Source organism: Aureimonas altamirensis, from assembly GCF_023702225.1.
GTDB lineage: Bacteria > Pseudomonadota > Alphaproteobacteria > Rhizobiales > Rhizobiaceae > Aureimonas > Aureimonas altamirensis_B.
In genome coordinates this window covers 280480-299578 of record NZ_JAMQCO010000003.1, presented here as the reverse complement: position 1 = coordinate 299578, position 19099 = coordinate 280480, and the positions used below count along the sequence as shown (strand labels likewise).

The following is a 19099-nucleotide window of genomic DNA, read 5'->3' as shown; positions in this document are numbered from 1 at the left end:
GGCGGGGTCAGCCGAACTCGTCCGGCAACACCGTCTTGATGATCGACCGGTCGAGCGCCTCGTACTCGGCAAGTCCGATTGTGTCGTAAAGCTCGGCCCGCGTCTGCATGGCGCCCAACACCGCCGCGGGGGTGCCGTCGCGGCGGATCGTCTCGTAAAGCGAGGCCTGCGCCTTGGCGGCAACGCGCAACGAGGAAACCGGCCAGATTACCATGGCGTAGCCAAGCGCCTGAAATTCGTCGGCAGTCAGCGGCGGCGTGCGCCCGAACTCGGTCATGTTGGCGAGAAGGGGCACGCCGGGCAGGGCCTCGGCGACGGCCCGGAACATCTCCACCGATGTCAGGGCCTCGGGGAAGATGGCGTCGGCCCCGGCTTCCAGATACAGCTTCGCACGGGACACGGCCCCCTCGATGCCTTCGCTGGCGGCAGCGTCGGTGCGGGCGATGATGACGAGATCGCGCCGCGCACGCCGCGCCGCCGAAACCTTGGCCGCCATGTCGTGCGCGCCAGCAAGGCGCTTGTCGTTGAGGTGGCCGCACTTCTTGGGCAGGAGCTGGTCTTCTATCTGCACCGCGCCGGCCCCGGCATCCTCGAAGGTGCGAACCATGTTCATCACGTTCAGGGCTTCGCCGAAGCCGGTATCGCCGTCGACCAGCACGGGAAGCGCCGATGCGCGCGACAATTGCCGCAGATGGAAGGTGACGTCCTCCAGCGTCAGGATGCCGAGATCCGGCAGCCCCATGGATGCGCTGACCGCGCCACCGGAGAGATAGAGCGCCTCGAAGCCGGCATCGCGCGCCTGGATGGCGGCCAACCCGTTATGCGCGCCGGGTATGCGCATGATGTCCGGCGCGTCCATCAGCGCCCGGAAGCGCCTCCCCGCCGGTTCGCGCGGCCGGTCCTCGTCGATCAGATAGGTCACTAAGGTATCCTTCGATGTGTCGTGCGGCGCGGCATCAGCCGCCCTCGCTTTCGGAAGCTTCCCGCACGCGGGAGCGCAGTCGCGGCGCCAGCAGCGGCAGAAGCACGATCAGTGCCGTGACGATCCAGAACAGGATGGCGGTTATCGAGCCGAACAGGATCGACGGATCGCCGTCCGAAAGGGAAAGCGCGCGTCTGAGATTGTCTTCGAACAGGCGCGACAGGACGAATGCGATCAACAGTGGGATGAGCGGGATGCCGACCTTGCGCATGGCATAGGCGAAGATGCCGATCAGCGTTGTCAGCACGAGTTCGAACGCCGAGTTGGTGGCGGCATAGACGCCCGCGAAGGACAGGCCCAATACCCCCGGAAAGAGAATCCAGTACGGCACCATCAGCAGGCGTGCGAACAGGCCGACAAGCGGCAGGTTCAACGCCAGAAGCATCAGGTTGCCGACATACATCGAGGCGATCAGCCCCCATGCGATCTCCGGACGCTGCGTGAACAGCAGCGGGCCGGGCGTCACCGAATACATCAGCAACGCACCCAGAAGCACTGCCGTCGTGCCCGAGCCGGGAATGCCGAGAACCAGCATTGGCACCATGGACGCGGTTTGCGCGGCATTGTCGGCGGTTTCCGGTGCGGCGAGGCCGCGCATGTCGCCCTTGCCGAACGTGCCCTTGTCGGAAACCTTCTTCTCGGCGGTGTAGGCCAGCACCGACGAGACGGCCGCTCCGGTACCCGGCAGGATGCCGAGGAAGAAGCCGATGCCGGTGGAACGCAGCATCGCGGGCAGGCAGCGCAGGGTCTCGCCGACCGCCAGCCGCTTGCCCCCGCCAAGTTCGGTGATGACGCCTGAGCGCAGCCCTTCGGCGACCACAAGGATTTCGCTGACGGCGAAAAGGCCGATCGTCAGCACCGTGAAGTCGATGCCGCCGAGAAACTCGAGCGAACCGAAAGTGAAGCGCTCGACGCCGGAGCCCCCGTCGATACCGACACAGGCGAGTAGAAAGCCGAGGGCGATGGCGGCCCAAGTCTTGGCGGTGCGGGCCATGCCCATCGCCGTCAGGAGCGCGAAGGCCAGCGCCATCAGCGCAACGTAGTCGGCCGGGCCGAAGGAAACGGCAAGGCGTGCCAGCGGCACCGCGAGGAAGGTCAGCAGGATGACCGTCAGCGTGCCGCCGACGAAGCTGGCGATACCGCTGATGGCCAGCGCCGCGGCGCCGCGCCCCTGCTGCGCCAGCGGATAACCGTCCAGCGTCGTCATCACCAGCCCCGGATCGCCGGGGATATTGAGAAGGATGGACGATATGCGGCCACCGTAACCGCTGCCGTAATAGATGCCGGCGAGCAGGATCAGCGCGCTTTCCGGCGGCAATTGCAGCGAAAAGCACAGTGGCAGCAACAGGACGATGGCGTTGATGGGGCCGATGCCGGGTAAGGCCCCAATGGCGGTGCCGAGGGCAGCGCCGACCAGCGCGAGCGAGAGGTTGAACGGCGTCAGCGCGACACTGAATCCGTAGGCGAGCGAGGAGAGCGCTTCCATGTCAGATCCCCAGCGGGCCGCGCGGCAGCGGCAGTCCGAGTGCGGTATCGATGATCAGCAGGAAGGCGGCCGCCAGCAGGATCGATGCGATGATGGAGCCCAACCACGGACCTCGAAAGGCGCGCGCGGTGACGAGGCCCAGCAAGGCCGTCGCCGGAACGAAGCCCAGCGGAAGCAGAAGGAACGGGTAGACGAGCGAGGCGATGGCAACTCCGGCGACGCGCATCCTGTGCCCGGTCTCCAGTTCGATCGCTTCGGGGCGAAACAGGATGCTGGCGCCCGCCAGGACCAGTATGGCCCCGGCGATGGTCGGGAAGGCCTTGGGCCCTATGGGGTCCGAGGCGAAGGGCACGGAAAGGGTCTGGGCATGCCAGACGGCCCCGATGCCGAGCAGGAGCAGCAATGCGCCGCTGGCCCGGTCCATCGTCTTGGCGGCAAGCGGCGTCATGGGTTGCGCCTCAGTTGCCGGACGTCGGCAGGCCGACTTCGGAGGCGAGCGTACGGAAGGCGGTCGTCCGCTCCTTGGCGAAGGCGTCGAACTCTGCGCCCACGAGATCGTATTCGAACAGGCCCTGCTCGCCGCGCACTTTCTGCCATTCCGGGTTTGCGTTCAGCTTGGTCAGCGCGTCCACCCAGTAGGCGTATTCCTCATCGGAGATGCGGGGCGGCGCATAGAAGCCGCGCACGATCGGCCATTCGACATCGTATCCCGCTTCCTTGGCGGTCGGGATGTCGGCAAAGGCGCCGGGAAGCCTCTCGGCCGAAAACGTCGCCAGCACGCGCACCTCGCCCGCTTCCAACTGGCCGAGGATCTCGGATGCATCGCCGGGCAGAACCTCTATCGTTCCGCCCAGCAGGGCGGCCAGCGCCTCGCCGCCGCCTTCATAGGACAAATAACGCATCTGGCGAGGATCGACCCCTGCCGCGCGCGCCACGAGGGCCGGCTTCATCCAGTCCTGGCTGCCGACCGTTCCGCCTGCGCCGATGGGCACCGAACCCGCGTCTTCCTTCAGCGCCGCGACGAAATCTTCCAGCGTCTCGAAGCGGCTGTCCTTGCGGACGGCTAGGACCCCGTAGTCGGCTCCGACGGCGCCGATCCAGCGGACATCGTTTTCCGTAAAGCGACCGAACTTGCCCTGCGCGAGATTGACCCACGAGCCCGTCGAAACGGCGATGATCACGTTCGGATCCTGCGCCCGGTTCGCCTGGATGGTGTTGTAGGCCACCGCGCCGATCCCGCCCGGCATGTTGGTGGTGCGGATGGTGGGCTCCACGATGCCGAGCTGATTCAACTGCTGACTGGTGATACGGCAGGTCAGGTCGAAGCCGCCCCCCGGCGCCGCCGGCGCGATGCATTCGGGATTGCGCGGCTCGAACGCCGAGGCGGAGACTGCGGGTGCAAGGGCCAGCAAGGCTGCGGCCATAAGCGTACTGCGGATCATCATCGGTTTCCTCCCAGAACCAGAAAGTGTCGACACCTTACGCGATAAACCACACGTTACAAGTACGTATATTGGAATTGTGCATATGAACGGGCAATATGTGTCGACAATTGAGGAGTCTTCGATGAGCCGATCCGTACCGTCGCGAACCGTCTACGACAGCTTGAACAACGCGATCCTGACGGGGGAATTGAAGGCCGGCGACAAGCTCAGCGAACCGGCCATCGCCGCGGAACTCGGCATCAGTCGTGCCCCGGTGCGGGAAGCCATCCGCCGTCTTCAGGAGCGCGGGCTGGTAACACATGTCGCAAACCAGGGCGTGCGGGTCATCGCGCCGACCCTGCCGGAGTTCCTGCATCTTCTGGATGTGCGGGAGGCGCTCGAAGGAATGGCTGCCCGGCTGGCGGCAGACGAGATGACCGACGCCGAGCTGGCCGAGTTGACCGATCTCGTCGAAGAGCATGGGACAGCGTTGCGCGCGGCGCCGCAGGGCCCCTACAACCAGCGCGACAGGGATGGCGACTTCCATGTCCGCATTGCACGGGCCAGCCGCAACCCGGTGCTTGCAGACCTTTTATGCGACCAGTTCTATCCGCGCCTTTTTCTCTGCCGTCAGAAACATGGTGCGGTCAAAGGGCGGGGACTGGAGGCATGGAAAGAGCATGTGCGCATTCTCGCCGCTCTGCAGGAACGAGACGGCGAGGTGGCCGAGTTGCAGATGCGGCGGCATGTGCGGTCGGCACGGGCGGCGCTGATCTCCGCCAATGCCGGATAGCCGCATATGCTGCCCTGCGATCGGCGATCAGGCGCCGGCCTGTGCCGCAGATGACCCCGTCCGCATCCTGAAGCGCGCCGGGCGCCAGTTCCAGCGCCAGCAGGCGATGCCGTTCGTAGGGGCCGGGCATGGCGAGACGTCCCGTCGCCAGTGCGCTGAAGCCGAAGCGTTCGTAATAGGACGCGTCCCCCACCAGGAGGATCACCCCGTGGCCGCGAAAGCTGGCTTCGGCAATCGCCCGTCGCATCAGCATAGAGCCGATGCCCATGCCGTCGAGCCCCGGCTGCACGGCCAGCGGGCCAAGCAGCAGGGCACGCCGGCCGCCGGCATCGACGTGCCACAGGCGGACCGTGCCGACGACGCGGCCGGCCTCGTCTTCCGCAATGAGCGAAAGGCCATCGGCCGGCATACGGCCGCGGCGGATCGCCTCCGAGGACTTGCGCTTGCGCGCCTTGCCCATCGCGGCGTCCAGCAGCGCTTCGCGCGCCGGCACGTCTGCGCCGCACTCGGCGCGCAGGCGGATCTCTGGCCGGATTGAAGGCATCGGAAAAGAATGCGCAGGCAGCATGGCGCGGCACTCCCTCGGGAAGGGCGGATGAAAAGTCGGGCGGGTATGACGGGCGGCACAGGGCCGCCCGCAACGGTCGGGCGTCAGATGACGTAGGCGCGCAGCGGCTCGAAGCCGTTGAAGGCCACCGAGGCATAGGTGGTCGTATAGGCGCCCGTGCCCTCGATCAGGACTTCATCGCCCACCGTCAGCGTGATCGGCAGCGGATAAGGCACCTTCTCGTACATCACGTCGGCGCTGTCGCATGTCGGGCCTGCGAGGACGCAGGGCTCCTTGCGGTCGGCATCGCGCGCGGTGACGATGGGATAGCGGATCGCCTCGTCCATCGTCTCGGCGAGCCCGCCGAACTTGCCGATGTCGAGATAGACCCAGCGATTCTCGTCGGTCGCGGACTTGCGCGACACCAGAACCACTTCCGCCTTGATGACCCCGGCATCGCCAACCATGCCGCGGCCCGGCTCGATGATCGTCTCGGGCAGGCGGTTGCCGAAATGCCGGCTCAGCGCGGCAAAGATCGACTGTCCGTAGGCCTCGGCGGTGGGTACGTCCTTCAGGTAGCGGGTGGGGAAGCCGCCGCCCATGTTGACGAGCGTCAGCACGATGCCGCGCTCGGCCAGCGTATTGAAGACGTTGGCGGCATCGGCCAGGGCGCTGTCCCAGGCTTGCGTGTTCGTCTGCTGCGAGCCGACGTGGAACGACACGCCGGTTGCCTGAAGGCCCAGACGATGCGCGGTTTCCAGCACATCGATGGCCATGGCCGGCACACAGCCGAACTTGCGCGACAGCGGCCATTCCGCCCCGGCCCCGTCCGTAAGCACGCGGCAGAAGACGCGCGCTGCGGGCGCTGCGCGCGCCACCTTCTCGACCTCTTCGACGCAATCGACCGCGAAAAGCGAAACGCCGAGCGCATGGGCGCTTGCGATGTCGCGCTCTTTCTTGATCGTGTTGCCGTAGGAGATGCGGTCCGCGGTTGCGCCGGCATTCAGCGCCATCTCGATTTCGGCCACGGAGGCGCAATCGAAGCTGGAGCCGAGCGAAGCCAGAAGACGCAGGATTTCCGGCGCCGGATTGGCCTTGACGGCATAGTAGATGGCGGAGCCGGGAAGGGCGCGCCGGAAGCCGATGAAGTTTTCGCGCACGACCTCGAGGTCGACGACGAGGCAAGGTCCGCTCGGACGTCGGGTGGCGAGGAAATCGGTGATACGCTGCGTTGCCATGGTTGAGCTCTCCCACGAACCGGAAGGTTGAATAGGAGCGCACGCACGACAACGAAGAACAGCCTGTGGAGACCCTGTTCTACCGCTGTCCGCGCGAAACGCGACATGCGTCGACGCGATTTCGCCCGCCATGAAGACATGGTTGAGGACGATCTACGCCGAATTGTCTGCCATGGCTTGGTGGGGAAGAACCCGCCGCACTTCAGGCAATGATGGTGTGCCTCTTCAGTAATCCCGGTGGTGGAGACCGGGAGAGACCAGAAAGGCCCGGACCGTCGTTGCTTCAAGGCGTCCATGATTTCGCGAGCAGCAAAACCAACTGGAGGATCACTCCAGGTACCGTCCCGGCAACCCTCGCATATGAGGACCGGGGGACGCCCACAGGCACGTGCGACATGGGGCAAGGCCGATATATGAAAGGGGTGCGTCATACACAACAGGAAATTTCCGCTGGACCGGATTTTTTCTTGCGCCAAGCTTGCAGGTGCGATTCTTGGGTGTCGCCGAAGGCGGGGAACGGCCCGCGAATACGGGAGACGGCATTGGACACACTCACGCGCATGCGCGCCTTCATCGCCGTGGTCGAGAATGGCGGCTTCTCCGCTGCCGCCCGCAAGACGGGGCGCTCCAAGGCTCTGCTGTCGAAATATGTTCGCGAGCTGGAAGACGAGCTCGGCGTTCTCCTGATCAACCGGACGACGCGGCAGGTGGCGCTGACGGCGGCAGGAGAGGTGTATCTTGCCCGGGCGAGCGCGCTGCTGTCCGACCTCGACTCCCTCAACGAGGAGGCGCGCGCCGCCACCGGCGAGGCTCGCGGCACCTTGCGCATCAGCGCAGCCCGCACCTTCGGCGATGCCGAATTCGGCCTTTCGCTGATCGAGTTCGCCAAGGCGCATCCGGAAATCCGGCTGGAGGTCCATCTGGACGACAATTTCGTAAACCTCGTGGAAGAGGGGTTCGACGTGGCGATCCGCATGACGCGGCTCGATGATTCGTCGCTGATCGCCCGGCGGCTGACCGCGCTCGACTTCGTGATCTGCGCCACGCCCGAACTGGTGCGCCGCCACGGCCTTCCTGCCCATCCGCAGGATCTGGCCGACTGGCCGGTCGTCATCGATTCCAACGCGCGTACGCTCTACAACTGGACCTTCCGCGACCCGGACAGCGGCGCGGCCATACCGGTGAACGTATCGGGCCGGTTCACCGCGAACTCGCCCGTCACGGTCCGCGCAGCCGTCCTTGCGGGGCTCGGCGCGGCGCTGGAGCCGGAGTTCATCGTCAGGGAAGACATTGCCGCAGGGCGGCTGGTGCGCCTGCTCGACGCCTACATGCCGAGCGAGGCCGGCATTTACGCGGTATTTCCACACAGGCGGCATCTGCCGGCGCGGACACGGCTGTTCGTTGACTTTCTGGCAACCTGGTTCCGTCAGAATTGTGCGGCAAAGCTGGGAGCGGCCGCCTGACGTCGGCCGGCCCCGCCGAACTCGTCACGGGCCGCCTCGATGAAACGCCTCGCCTTTTCCATTGCTCTCGTCGCATGGCTGTTCGCCGCACCGGCCATGGCCGCGACGGGCCCCGCGCCACGCCTGCCGGTCGTCTTCGATTCCGCCGGCTACGAAGCCGGGACGATCGTCGTGCTGACGGCCCAGCGCAAGTTGTACCTCGTGACCGGGCCGGCGGAGGCGCTCGTCTACGATATCGCCGTCGGCAAGCCGAGCGAGCAATGGTTCGGCAAGAGCTGGGTGTCGCGCAAACGCGTCAACCCGACCTGGATCCCGACGCCGGACATGCGGTCCAAAAATCCCAAGCTGCCGCAATCGGTGGGGCCGGGGCCGAAAAATCCGCTGGGCGTGCGGGCGATCAATCTGGGCTGGGGCTACTATCGCATCCACGGAACGAATGCGCCGAACTCCATCGGCGGAGCGGCCTCGGCGGGTTGCTTCCGCATGCGCAACGCCGATGTCGCCGACCTGTTCGAGCGGGTCCATGTCGGCGCGGAGGTCGTCGTTTTGAAATAGGCGAGGTTCCCGAGCCATCGCAAAATCGCCATGCTATGCAGCGATGAGCGACAGGCTACCGGCATGGGGAACGACATGGCCATCCGAAGATCCGCAAGGCTTGCGGCCGCCCTTCTGGCTTGCGGCGCGGCAACGCCGGCGCTGGCGCATCCGCATGTCTTCGTCGACGGCCGCATGGAAATCGTGGGCGGCACCGGCACGAACCTCAAGGCCATTCGCAATGTCTGGCGGATGGACGAGCTGTTCTCGTCCAGCGTTCTCTTCGATTTCGACAAAAACGCCAATGGCACGCTCGACCCGGACGAGTTGACCGAGATCGGCGAGACGGTGCGCCACTCCATAGCGGAATGGGACTTCTATACGCTCATCACCATTTCCGGTCGCCCCGTCGCCATGACGCCGCCGGAGCGGATCCGCGCCCTGTACGAGAAGGATCAGCTCCTGCTTTTCTTCGAGATGACACCGGCCGAGCCCGTGGACCTTGCAAAGCAGGCGGTGACCTTCTCCAATTTCGACGACAGCTTTTTCGTGGCCTTCGATTTCGCCAGCGAGGAGGCCTTCCAGCTTCTCGACCTGCCAGCCACTTGCACGAAAGCCTATACGGTGCCGGATCCGGACGAGGCCGCAGCGAATTGGATGGCCCAGATTTCGATGCTGCGACCGGACGAGAAGGTGCCGGATGACGGCATCGACTATTCCAAGGCGCTGGCAACCCATGTGGACGTCACATGCGCCGGCTGAGCGCATTCCTTGTCGCGGCGACAGCGATCGTCTGCCTGACAGTGCCGGCGCTGGCCCAATCGTCCCTCGGCATCGGCAACGCGGAAGTGGCGATGCAGCCGGGCACCGGCCCGCTGGCGGGGCTGTTTCTGTGGATCGGAGGCGTTCAGCGCGAATTCTTCACCGGCCTGCGCCAGGGGCTGGTGGCGCTGCGCGCCGGTGAGGGCGGCGTCGCTCCGCTGGTCGGCCTGTCCTTCGTCTACGGCGTCTTCCATGCGGCCGGGCCGGGTCACGGCAAGGCCGTCATCTCGTCCTACATGTTGGCGAACGAGGTCCAGTTGCGTCGCGGCGTTGCGCTGTCGTTTCTTTCGGCGGGCTTTCAGGCCCTGTCGGCGCTGCTCCTGGTCGGCGTGGGCTGGTACGTCCTGCGGGGAACCGGCCTGTCCATGACGACGCTCGGCTGGGGCATGGAAGTCGCCTCCTATGCGATGATCGCGGTCTTCGGATTCTGGTTGCTGGCGCGCAAGCTGGGCCGCCTATGGGCAACCCGAAGGGCAGGGTCCGCAGTGGCGGGCGGACTGGCATTCGCCGAAGCCGGAAGCCACTCGACCGGAAGGACTTCATCGCGGTTTGCCGCAACGGGCTATGATCCGGATGTCTGCCAGGCACAGCCGGTTGACTGCGATTGCGGCCGTGCCCATATGCAGGACCCCGCAAGCCTGGCGACCGGCCGCTTCACCATCGGCTCGGGCGTCTCGGCAGCGCTTGCCGTGGGCCTTCGGCCCTGCGCCGGGGCCATCGTCGTTCTCACCTTCGCACTGGTCAACGGCCTGTGGCTGGGCGGCGTCCTGTCCGTTCTGGCCATGGCCCTGGGAACGGCGATCACCGTTTCGGCGCTGGCCGCATTGGCCGTCTATGCAAAGGGGGCAGCCTTGCGCTTCGCAGGGCGGTCCGCGGCGTGGCGCGATGTCATGGAGATCGCCGGCGCGCTGCTTCTGGTGCTGTTCGGCCTCCTGCTACTCGGCGGCGCTCTGCAGATGTGACGTCCGCCGCGCCGCGAAACGCCGGCAGGCAGCTCCGAATCTCTCGATGATCATACGCGAGGGTGCGTCCGTTTCCGCCCAGTATTCCGGATGCCACTGGAAGCCGAACGCATAGTCCGGCGCCGAGGCCACCGATACGGCCTCGACCGTCCCGTCCGGGGCGCGGGCTTCCACGACGAGGCCATCGGCCAGCCGGTCCACGGCCTGGCGGTGCAGCGAGTTCACCTCGATCGTGTCCGCGCCGATCAGCGTACGCAGACGTCCGGCGGGGTCGAGGGCCACGGGGTGGCGCCGGGCGAAACGCGCGGCCTGATCGGGATCGGACGGAGCGCGATGGTCCATTCGGCCCGGGATATCCTGTATCTCCGTCGCCAGGCTGCCGCCGAGCGCCACGTTGAGTTCCTGATGGCCGCGGCAGATGGCCAGAAGCGGCATGTCCCGGGCCAGGGCCCCCCGGATCATTGCACAGGACAGCGTATCGCGGTTCGTGTCGAATGGCTCGTGCGAGGCCGTGGCCCCGACGCCATACCGGCCCGGATGAACATTGGTGGCCGATCCGGTCGTCATCACGCCGTCGACGCGGTCGAGAATGTCGGCAACCTCGAAACCATCGGACAGGGCCGGTACGATGAGCGGCACGACGCCGGCGACACGCAACGCGGCCTTGAGATAGGTGTCGGGCGTCGCGTGCCATGTATAGGCCTCGAATGCGCGTATATCCGCCGGCACGGCGATTATCGGGCGGTGCATCGTCATGGCTTTCTCGATCCGCATGTATCGTGGATGCAGGAGGTACTCCATCCGCCTATGGGCATGAAGCACCCTGAGGTATTATATCGCGGCATGCATGGCGACACTCAACCTCCGGCGGAAGCGGCGTCCGACATCGAGCGCTGGCTGATGCGCGCGGCGCTTTCCTACATCGACCGCTACCCGACCTCGCGGTCCAATCTCGCACGTGTGCTCGCGCGCAAGCTGCAACGCCGCCACGACGACCCGGATGCGGCCGCTGCCATGGTGGAGCGCGTCGTCGAACGGCTCTGCGCGGCGCGCCTCGTCGATGATGCGCTTTTTGCCGGGGCGCGTGTAGCATCCCTGAAACGGCGCGGCATTTCCGCCGCGGCGACGCGGGCGAAACTGCGGGAGAAGGGCGTGGACGACGCCACGGCGTCGACGGCCCTTCTGGAGGAGGGGCATGACGAGCGCGCCGCCGCCCACGCCTATGCCCGCCGCCGCGGGCTGGGCCCCTTCCGCACCCGGGACAGGGCGGAACGCCGCGACCGCGATGTCGCTGCCATGGCGCGCGCCGGATTTCCGGTCGATATCGCGATCCGGATCGTCGACGGGGACGGCCGGGAAGGGTAGCGACTGCGGCAACCTGTCGGGAACGCGGGCGCGGCGACGCGCATCATTCATGCAAATCCAAACATGAGGAGCATGACAGATGCCCAACATCAGGCAGGCCCGTATCGCGATTCTGGCAACCGACGGTTTCGAGCAATCGGAGCTCGTACAGCCGCTGACCAAACTGCGCGAAGCCGGCGCGACCGTGGACGTCGTGTCGCTGGAGCCGGGCGAAATCAAGGGCTGGGACGAGACGGACTGGGGACAGAGCGTGCCCGTCGACAAGACGCTGTCGCAGGTGTCGGTGAACGATTACGACGCGCTCGTGCTTCCAGGCGGGCAGATCAACCCGGACGTCCTGCGCTCGAAGCCGGAAGCGGTAAAGTTCGTGCACGATTTCTACAACACGAAGAAGACGCTGGCCGCCATCTGCCATGCGCCGTGGCTGCTGGTGGAGGCGGGCGTCATCCGCGACCGCGACGTCACGTCTTACCAGTCCATCCGGACCGATGTCGTCAATGCCGGCGGCCGCTGGCACGACGAGGCGGTCGTGACGGACCAGGCCCTCATCACCTCCCGCAATCCCGGCGATCTTCCGGCCTTCATCGCGAAGATCATCGAAGAGGTGGAAGAAGGCCGGCACGAGAAGCGCGAAGCCGCATGATCCGTGCCCATCGCACCGGAAAGGGTCGCCCGCAGGGGCGGCCCTTTTCCATGTCCGGGCCTGCCCCGAAAAAGCCGCGTTCGCGATTGCCCCGCGGGCCGGCATGCGTATAAGTGAGCGACTGCATTTTTGCCGAACGAGGACTTGCCGATGGCGGACCATCATCACACCGGGCCCATCACATCCGCACCGATGGACTATCCGGAGCATGAGCGCACCTATTCGGGCTTCCTGTGGCTGGTGAAATACGGCACCATCGCCGTGGTCGCCATCCTGCTCGGCATGATGGTCAGTCTGGTCGGCAACTGGGGCGTCATCGGCGGCCTCTTCATGTTCGTGCTTTCGGGCGCCGTCATGAGCTACATCCTGCGCTGACCGCCCGGGCGCGTTTCCGGCGCCCGCCTTTCCCGCACAGTCGCATGGCGCGCCGGCTATGGACCCGCGCGATGGAGGAGCATCCATGAAACTCTTCGTTCCCAAAGAGCGGGAAGCGGGTGAGCCGCGCGTTGCGGCATCCCCCGACAGCATCAAGAAGCTCAAGGCGCTGGGTTTCGACGTGGTCGTCGAAAGCGGCGCGGGCGACCTGTCACGCATTCCGGACGATGCCTTCGCCGCTGCGGGCGCCTCCATCGGCGGTGCGGCCGACGCCGGCGACGCCGATCTGATCCTCAAGGTCCGGCGGCCCGGAGCCGAAGAGCTGGCCGGCTATCGGCGAGGCGCCGTCGTGGTGGCGGTCATGGACCCCTATGGTAACGAATCCGCATTGTCCGCCATGGCCGATGCCGGCGTGACCGCCTTCGCGATGGAATTGATGCCGCGCATTACCCGTGCGCAGGTGATGGACGTCCTGTCCAGCCAGGCCAACCTTGCCGGCTACCAGGCCGTCATCGATGCCGCCGAAGTCTATGACCGCGCTTTCCCGATGATGATGACGGCGGCCGGCACGGTGCCGGCGGCGCGCGTCTTCGTGATGGGGGCGGGCGTTGCCGGCCTTCAGGCCATCGCGACGGCGCGCCGTCTGGGCGCCGTCGTCACCGCGACGGATGTGCGCCCCGCCGCCAAGGAGCAGGTCGAATCGCTCGGCGCCAAGTTCATTGCCGTCGAGGACGACGAGTTCAAGGCGGCCGAGACGGCGGGCGGCTATGCCAAGCAGATGTCGGCCGAATACCAGAAGAAGCAGGCCGAGCTGACGGCAAGCCACATAGCCAAGCAGGACATCGTCATCACCACCGCCCTCATACCGGGCCGGCCCGCGCCACGCCTCGTCAGCCGGGCCATGATCGACACGATGAAACCCGGCTCCGTGCTGGTGGACCTTGCGGTCGAGCGCGGCGGCAACGTGGAAGGCGCCGTCGCCGACACGGTCGCCGATGTCGGCCCGGCCCGGATCATCGGCTATCTCAACGTGCCCGGCCGCATCGCCGCGACGGCGTCGCTGCTGTACGCCCGCAACCTTTCGGCCTTCGTTGAGACGATGGTCGACAAGGATACCGGGGCGTTGCGCATCGACCTCGGCGACGAGTTGCAGAAGGCGACGGCGCTGACGCACGAGGGTGCCGTGGTGCATCCGCAGTTCAAACCGGCGGAAGCCGCAGCTTCGGGGGAGGTTGCCTGAGATGGCAAGCGAAACGCTGAACACGACGCATCAGGCGCTCGATGCCGCACAGGGCGCCATCGAAGCGGCCCGCGCCGGCGTCGACAGGCTGGCGAGCGAACCGGGGATCGCCGGCGCGGTGCAGGCCGCGACCGGAGTGGACCCCTTCCTGTTCCACCTGGCGATCTTTGTCCTGGCGATCTTCGTCGGCTACTATGTGGTCTGGTCGGTGACGCCGGCGCTCCACACGCCGCTGATGAGCGTCACCAACGCGATTTCCTCCGTTATCATCGTCGGCGCGCTCCTGGCGGTCGGCATCTCTGCCTCCGGCCTCGCGACGACGTTCGGGTTCATCGCCCTCGTCCTTGCCTCGGTCAACATCTTCGGTGGCTTCCTGGTCACGCAGAGGATGCTGGCGATGTACAAGAAGAAGGACAAGTAAGCCGCCATGTCCGAAAATTTCGCGGCCTTCCTGTACCTCGTCTCCGGGGTTCTCTTCATCCTCGCGCTGCGTGGCCTGTCGCATCCGACGACGTCGCGCCAGGGCAACATGTTCGGCATGGTGGGCATGGGCCTTGCCATCGTCACGACGCTGCTGCTGGCGCGGCCCAGCTTCGGCGGCCTGCTGATCATCGTCATAGGCATCGCCATCGGCGGCGGGGCGGGCGCCTATATCGCCCGCAAGATCGCCATGACGGCCATGCCGCAGCTCGTGGCGGCCTTCCACAGCCTTGTCGGCCTCGCGGCGGTGGCTGTCGCGGCCGCCGCGCTCTACGCGCCCGAATCCATCGGCATCGGCACGGTAGGCCATATCCACGCGCAGGCCCTGGTGGAGATGTCCATCGGCGTCGCCATCGGCGCGATCACCTTCACCGGCTCGATCATCGCCTTTCTGAAGCTCGACGGGCGCATGAGCGGCAAGCCGATCCTGCTTCCGTCGCGCCACATCATCAACATCGCGCTCGGCGTCGCGCTGCTGCTGCTGGTCATCGGCTTCGCGACGACGCAGAGCCACCTGATGTTCTGGCTCATCGTGCTGGTTGCCCTTGCCCTGGGCGTACTCCTGATCGTGCCGATCGGAGGCGCGGACATGCCGGTCGTCGTGTCGATGCTCAACTCCTATTCGGGGTGGGCCGCCGCCGGCATCGGTTTCACGCTGCAGAACCTTGCGCTCATCATCACGGGCGCGCTCGTCGGCTCGTCCGGTGCGATCCTGTCCTACATCATGTGCAAGGGCATGAACCGCTCCTTCATCTCCGTCATCCTGGGCGGTTTCGGCGGCGACGCCGGGCCGGCGGGCGGCGCCGACCTCGGCGACCGCACGGTCAAGCAGGGTTCGGCGGACGATGCGGCCTACCTGATGAAGAATGCCGCGCGCGTCATCATCGTGCCGGGCTACGGCATGGCTGTGGCGCAGGCGCAGCATGCACTGCGCGAGATGGCCGACGTGCTCAAGAAGGAAGGCGTCGAGGTGAAGTATGCGATCCATCCGGTCGCAGGCCGCATGCCGGGCCACATGAACGTGCTCCTGGCCGAGGCGAACGTGCCCTATGACGAGGTGTTCGAACTGGAGGACATCAACTCCGAGTTCGCGCAGACGGACGTCGCCTTCGTGATCGGCGCCAACGACGTGACCAACCCGGCCGCCCGCGACGATCCGTCCTCGCCCATCTACGGCATGCCCATCCTGAACGTGGATCAGGCGCGCACCTGCCTGTTCGTCAAGCGTTCGCTGGGCTCCGGCTATGCCGGCATCGACAACACCTTGTTCTACAAGGATAACACGATGATGCTGTTCGGCGACGCGAAGAAGATGGTGGAAGACATCGTCAAGGCGATGGCCCACTGAGCTTTTTGCCGGCGGGCAGCGCCCGCCGGCTATGGATCGGCGATCACACTGCCAGATCGGTCAGCCCGGCGCGCTGGCGCGACAGCCCGTCGACAAGCGGATACAGCGCCGCCTGAAGGGAATGATACAGATCCGGCTTGCCCTTGAAGGTGCCATCGGCCGGTTTGCCTTCATCGTCCAGTTCCGGAAACCAGCCGCCATAGGCATGGTCGATCAGCGTATCCTCGGAGAATGACCAGAGGCGGCGATACCAGATCTCGTCGGCTTCCGTAGGCGCCAGCTTGATCAGGCTTGCCAGGGCGCCGATGCCCTCCGTGACGGGCCACCAGAGCCGCTTGCCGATGGCCACCCGGCCATCCGCGTCCATCGTGTAGGCGAGGCCGCCCCGCTCTTCGTTCCAGGCATCCGACAACGCGCGATCGACAAGATTGCGCGCCGCGGCCGGAAGGCGGTCGTCCTCGCGTCCCGCGAGGTCCCAGTACTGCAGCAGGAGCCGCGCAAATTCCAGCGAGTGGCCGGGCGTCGTGCCCGGCGGCCGGAACATCGGATCGCCGGAATAGGTGGGATCGGGCGTCCAGTCCTCGTGATAGTGCTCCGGGATGCGCCAGCCCTTGGCCGGCGCCATCGTCAGCGTGAAGAAGCCGAGGATACTGCCGGCCATGTGCAGAAAACGCCGGTCTTCGGTGGCTTCGAAAGCCGCCATCAGTGCTTCCGAAAGGTGCATGTTGGCATTCATGCCGCGATAGGTGGAGAAGGGCGTGAAGTTCCGGTTCAACTCGTCGCGGGTCCGCTCCAGCCCCGGCTCCCAGAAATGCCTTTCGATGATGGACAACACGTCCGCCATCAGCCCGGCGGCATCCGGATGCCCGGCCTGCATGGCGCTGGCCGAGGCGAGCAGAACGAAGGCATGGCCATAGGCCAGCTTCTCGGACCGCACAGGTCCATCGTCATCGACGCTCCAGAAATAGCCGCCATCGATTGCGTCGCGGTGCGCCGACAGGATAAAGTCCATCCCGTGCCCGACCATCTCCTCGGCTCCCTGGAAGCCGATGGCCATGCCGAGACTGTAGGCGTGCACGAGGCGCGTCGCGGTATGCAATTCCTGCTCGGTATCCGGCAGGGGCGAGCCGTCGCGCCCGAGGGCAAAGAAGCCGCCTTGCGGCCTCAGGCTGCCGGAGAAGAAGCGGAGTTGCCTATCCGCATCGCGCCGCAGCGCCTGTCTATGCTCTGCCGAAAAAAGCAGCGGTTGCCCGAGGGGCGCGGTGTCATCCGTACCGACGATGGAAAGCGTCATGGAGTCCTCCCGGCCGCGGAAGGATCGCGGCGCACCAAGCGGTTGTGTCCCGGTTGGCGCGCCGAAGCAAGGTCATCGGTATGTCAGGCCTGCGTATTGCCCGCGGCGCCGCCCTGCGTGCGCGACATGCCGTCGCGCGCGGGCTGGTATTTCGGGTCGAGCTGCGCCCCGCGCGAGAAGGCGCGATAGGCCTTGCCCGACTCTCCGGCCGCTTCCAGCACAAGCCCCTGCGTCACCCAGAACTCTGCGCGGTTGCCGTCGAGTTGCAGGGCGCGGTTGATGTCGTCGCGCGCGTCGTCGACATTCTGCAGGGCCAGATAGGAGATGGCACGGGCCGAATAGGGCTCCGGCGAGTTCGCCTCCATCGAGATGGCCGTCGAGAAATCCTCGATCGCCAGCCGGTGCTGGCCGTCGATCTGATAGAGCAGGCCACGATTATGGTAGGCGCGCGGGTCCGTGGTGCTGAGGTCGATGGCGCGCTGGAAGTCGGCGAGCGCTTCCCGGTTGCGTCCGGCCACCCGGTAGATGTTGCCGCGCCCGATATAGGCGCTGTCGTAGCTGGGGTTGATCTGCACCGCCCGGCCGTAATCCTGGACGGCCTCGGCAAGCTTGCCCTGCTGGCGATAGACGAGCGCGCGGTTCGCGTAGGCCTGGTAGTAGTTCGGGTCGATCTGGATGGCCTGGCTGAAGTCTCCGATCGCGCGGCCGTACTCCCCCGCCTGCCCGTAGGCCGTGCCCCGGACATTGTAGGTTTCCGGGTTTTGCGGGTTGGCATTGATCGCCGCCGTCAGCGACGAGATGTTCTCCGACGAGCCCTGAGCCTGGTTGAGGTTGATCGCCTGAATCGGATTTGCGCTCTGGCAGGCCGATAGAAGCAGGGCTGCGGTGCAGGCCGCGAGTATGCGAAAGGACTTGCGCGTCGTAAGGACCATGATCTTCCCCCGGTCGTGATGGCCGTAATTCGTTGCATCGACGCCCGGAGCCTCCAGGCTGCCGCCTCCACGGCCTGCCCACTCAGTTTATGCGAGGGCACCGAACTGGAAAGGAGAAGACGAGGCGAAAATACGGCGAAGCCATACAAAAAGGGCGGCGGGGTCAGAAACCTCGCCACCCGTTGCAAACATGTACTGGCCTGTCGGCAGCTGGATCAGCGCGCCGCCGTGCGGCCGCCTGCGACCAGGCCTTCACGCTGTGCGCGCTTGCGCGCCAGCTTGCGGGCGCGACGCACGGCCTCGGCCTTTTCACGCGCACGCTTTTCCGACGGCTTCTCGTAGAAGTTGCGCATCTTCATTTCACGGAAGATGCCTTCCCGCTGCATCTTCTTCTTGAGAGCGCGGAGAGCCTGATCGACATTGTTATCGCGAACGAGTACCTGCACGAGTGTTCCGTTTCATTGTTCGTTGAGCGGAGAGGGCGTCATGCAAACGCACAAACCCTCGCGGAAGAGAAGCCCTTCCACAGAATTGCGCTTCAGATAGCAGATCGGCCCCACCTTGTCGAGACGGGCGGGAAGGCTTTATTTCGCCCGGCCGGGTGACGCGACAGCCGGCAGGTTGCGCACGATGTCGTCGGCCGCAAAGCCCGCGGCACGGCGGAATGCCTCGTCATTGTCGCCCCTGAACGACAGTTTGCGGGCCAGCGCGAGTTGCCCGCTGCCGACATCGATGACGTTGACCCAGCCTGTCGAAATCAGCGTGCTCATCTTCTGGACGGCGCCGAGCACGATGAAATCCGCCGAAACGCTGCGAGCCGAGTCGAGGAGATCGAGCGGGCGGGAGTTCGCCGGGGTGCAGCCGCTCCGCGTGCACGGCAGTTCCACCGCATCGACCTTTCCTCCGGCTTCGAGGGCGCCTTGCAGGGTTTCGCGGAACAGGCCCATCCGCCTCTCGTGCGCGACGCTCTGGTCGGTCGGCTCTCCGGACGTGTCGACATAATCGAACGGCATCACGGCAAGGCGCGGCTCGGCGTTCGCCCCTTCGGGGTTGAGCGCGGCGAGCAGGAGGGGCAAGGCGAGAAGACGGAGCGACATGGGCACACCTTCGACGGCGTCCTGTACGGACGGTGGAGACGGCACCCTTGCGAAGCATTAGCCACCAGGATGCC

At 65.9% G+C, this 19099-nt stretch carries 21 protein-coding genes and 1 pseudogene; 11 read left to right on the top strand and 11 right to left on the bottom strand.

What is annotated here, in order from left to right:
* Window positions 1–7: 7 nt before the first annotated feature.
* The 4 genes from prpB to NDN16_RS06700 are packed head-to-tail and all read right to left on the bottom strand — an operon-like array spanning window position 8 to window position 3913.
* Window positions 8–922 carry a methylisocitrate lyase gene (gene prpB, locus NDN16_RS06715; protein ID WP_251112841.1) on the bottom strand — a complete coding sequence of 305 codons (915 nt, stop codon included), beginning with the start codon at window positions 920–922 and terminating at the stop codon, window positions 8–10.
* Between the two features lie 34 nt (window positions 923–956).
* Window positions 957–2468 carry a tripartite tricarboxylate transporter permease gene (locus tag NDN16_RS06710; protein ID WP_251112840.1) on the bottom strand — a complete coding sequence of 504 codons (1512 nt, stop codon included), beginning with the start codon at window positions 2466–2468 and terminating at the stop codon, window positions 957–959.
* A gap of 1 nt (window position 2469) precedes the next feature.
* The gene (locus NDN16_RS06705) at window positions 2470–2916 is read right to left on the bottom strand and encodes a tripartite tricarboxylate transporter TctB family protein (RefSeq protein WP_251112839.1); all 447 of its coding nucleotides are present in this window, start codon (window positions 2914–2916) and stop codon (window positions 2470–2472) included.
* 10 nt (window positions 2917–2926) lie between these two features.
* Window positions 2927–3913, bottom strand: a complete 987-nt coding sequence (locus NDN16_RS06700) for a Bug family tripartite tricarboxylate transporter substrate binding protein (protein ID WP_251112838.1) — start codon at window positions 3911–3913, stop codon at window positions 2927–2929.
* Window positions 3914–4034: 121 nt separating this feature from the next.
* Here NDN16_RS06700 and NDN16_RS06695 point away from each other — a divergent pair, with 121 nt between their 5' ends.
* On the top strand, window positions 4035–4685 hold the full coding sequence (locus NDN16_RS06695; RefSeq protein WP_251112837.1) for a GntR family transcriptional regulator: 651 nt from the start codon (window positions 4035–4037) through the stop codon (window positions 4683–4685).
* Between the two features lie 22 nt (window positions 4686–4707).
* On the opposite strand, the pseudogene NDN16_RS06690 reads toward NDN16_RS06695, so the two are convergent.
* Window positions 4708–5229, bottom strand: a pseudogene (locus tag NDN16_RS06690) (GNAT family N-acetyltransferase); the annotation flags it as partial.
* A gap of 107 nt (window positions 5230–5336) precedes the next feature.
* Entirely contained in the window at window positions 5337–6470 is a 1134-nt protein-coding gene (odc2, locus tag NDN16_RS06685; RefSeq protein WP_251112836.1) for an ornithine/lysine decarboxylase, read from the bottom strand.
* A 542-nt stretch (window positions 6471–7012) separates the two neighbouring features.
* Between odc2 and NDN16_RS06680 the strand changes: the two genes are divergently transcribed.
* The 4 genes from NDN16_RS06680 (at window position 7013) to NDN16_RS06665 (ending at window position 10251) form a co-directional block, all read left to right on the top strand.
* Complete coding sequence (locus NDN16_RS06680; RefSeq protein WP_251112835.1) at window positions 7013–7933, top strand: LysR family transcriptional regulator; 921 nt, start codon at window positions 7013–7015, stop codon at window positions 7931–7933.
* A gap of 39 nt (window positions 7934–7972) precedes the next feature.
* The gene (locus tag NDN16_RS06675) at window positions 7973–8488 is read left to right on the top strand and encodes a L,D-transpeptidase (RefSeq protein WP_251112834.1); all 516 of its coding nucleotides are present in this window, start codon (window positions 7973–7975) and stop codon (window positions 8486–8488) included.
* A gap of 75 nt (window positions 8489–8563) precedes the next feature.
* On the top strand, window positions 8564–9229 hold the full coding sequence (locus NDN16_RS06670; RefSeq protein ID WP_251112833.1) for a DUF1007 family protein: 666 nt from the start codon (window positions 8564–8566) through the stop codon (window positions 9227–9229).
* Window positions 9217–10251, top strand: coding sequence for a nickel/cobalt transporter (locus tag NDN16_RS06665; RefSeq protein WP_251112832.1), 1035 nt, complete (start codon window positions 9217–9219; stop codon window positions 10249–10251). The genes NDN16_RS06670 and NDN16_RS06665 overlap by 13 nt, the downstream gene beginning before the upstream one ends.
* Here NDN16_RS06665 and NDN16_RS06660 read toward each other — a convergent pair.
* A complete protein-coding gene (locus NDN16_RS06660; RefSeq protein WP_251112831.1) occupies window positions 10225–11007 on the bottom strand; it encodes a gamma-glutamyl-gamma-aminobutyrate hydrolase family protein in 783 nt (260 codons plus the stop codon). The two genes, NDN16_RS06665 and NDN16_RS06660, sit on opposite strands and share 27 nt — an antisense overlap.
* 51 nt (window positions 11008–11058) lie before the next feature.
* On the opposite strand from NDN16_RS06660, the gene NDN16_RS06655 reads away from it, so the two are divergent.
* The 6 genes from NDN16_RS06655 (at window position 11059) to NDN16_RS06630 (ending at window position 15702) form a co-directional block, all read left to right on the top strand.
* Window positions 11059–11616 (top strand): regulatory protein RecX, encoded by a 558-nt coding sequence (locus tag NDN16_RS06655; protein ID WP_251112830.1) that lies wholly within the window; start codon window positions 11059–11061, stop codon window positions 11614–11616.
* A gap of 79 nt (window positions 11617–11695) precedes the next feature.
* Window positions 11696–12259: a type 1 glutamine amidotransferase domain-containing protein gene (locus NDN16_RS06650; RefSeq protein WP_251112829.1), complete on the top strand. Its 564-nt coding sequence runs from the start codon at window positions 11696–11698 to the stop codon at window positions 12257–12259.
* Between the two features lie 150 nt (window positions 12260–12409).
* Window positions 12410–12634, top strand: coding sequence for an aa3-type cytochrome c oxidase subunit IV (locus tag NDN16_RS06645; protein ID WP_251112828.1), 225 nt, complete (start codon window positions 12410–12412; stop codon window positions 12632–12634).
* 85 nt (window positions 12635–12719) lie between these two features.
* Window positions 12720–13874, top strand: coding sequence for a Re/Si-specific NAD(P)(+) transhydrogenase subunit alpha (locus tag NDN16_RS06640; RefSeq protein ID WP_251112827.1), 1155 nt, complete (start codon window positions 12720–12722; stop codon window positions 13872–13874).
* Between the two features lies 1 nt (window position 13875).
* Window positions 13876–14295 (top strand): proton-translocating transhydrogenase family protein, encoded by a 420-nt coding sequence (locus NDN16_RS06635; protein WP_039188862.1) that lies wholly within the window; start codon window positions 13876–13878, stop codon window positions 14293–14295.
* Between the two features lie 6 nt (window positions 14296–14301).
* Window positions 14302–15702 carry an NAD(P)(+) transhydrogenase (Re/Si-specific) subunit beta gene (locus NDN16_RS06630; protein ID WP_251112826.1) on the top strand — a complete coding sequence of 467 codons (1401 nt, stop codon included), beginning with the start codon at window positions 14302–14304 and terminating at the stop codon, window positions 15700–15702.
* 43 nt (window positions 15703–15745) lie between these two features.
* Here the strand turns inward: NDN16_RS06630 and NDN16_RS06625 are convergent, their stop codons facing one another.
* From NDN16_RS06625 to NDN16_RS06610, 4 genes are all read right to left on the bottom strand, one after another.
* Complete coding sequence (locus NDN16_RS06625) at window positions 15746–16996, bottom strand: AGE family epimerase/isomerase (RefSeq protein WP_251112825.1); 1251 nt, start codon at window positions 16994–16996, stop codon at window positions 15746–15748.
* An 83-nt stretch (window positions 16997–17079) separates the two neighbouring features.
* A complete protein-coding gene (locus NDN16_RS06620; protein ID WP_251112824.1) occupies window positions 17080–17928 on the bottom strand; it encodes a tetratricopeptide repeat protein in 849 nt (282 codons plus the stop codon).
* Window positions 17929–18143: 215 nt separating this feature from the next.
* Window positions 18144–18374, bottom strand: coding sequence for a 30S ribosomal protein S21 (gene rpsU / locus NDN16_RS06615; protein ID WP_039188866.1), 231 nt, complete (start codon window positions 18372–18374; stop codon window positions 18144–18146).
* 138 nt (window positions 18375–18512) lie between these two features.
* A complete protein-coding gene (locus tag NDN16_RS06610; RefSeq protein ID WP_251112823.1) occupies window positions 18513–19025 on the bottom strand; it encodes a DUF2380 domain-containing protein in 513 nt (170 codons plus the stop codon).
* Window positions 19026–19099: the final 74 nt, after the last annotated feature.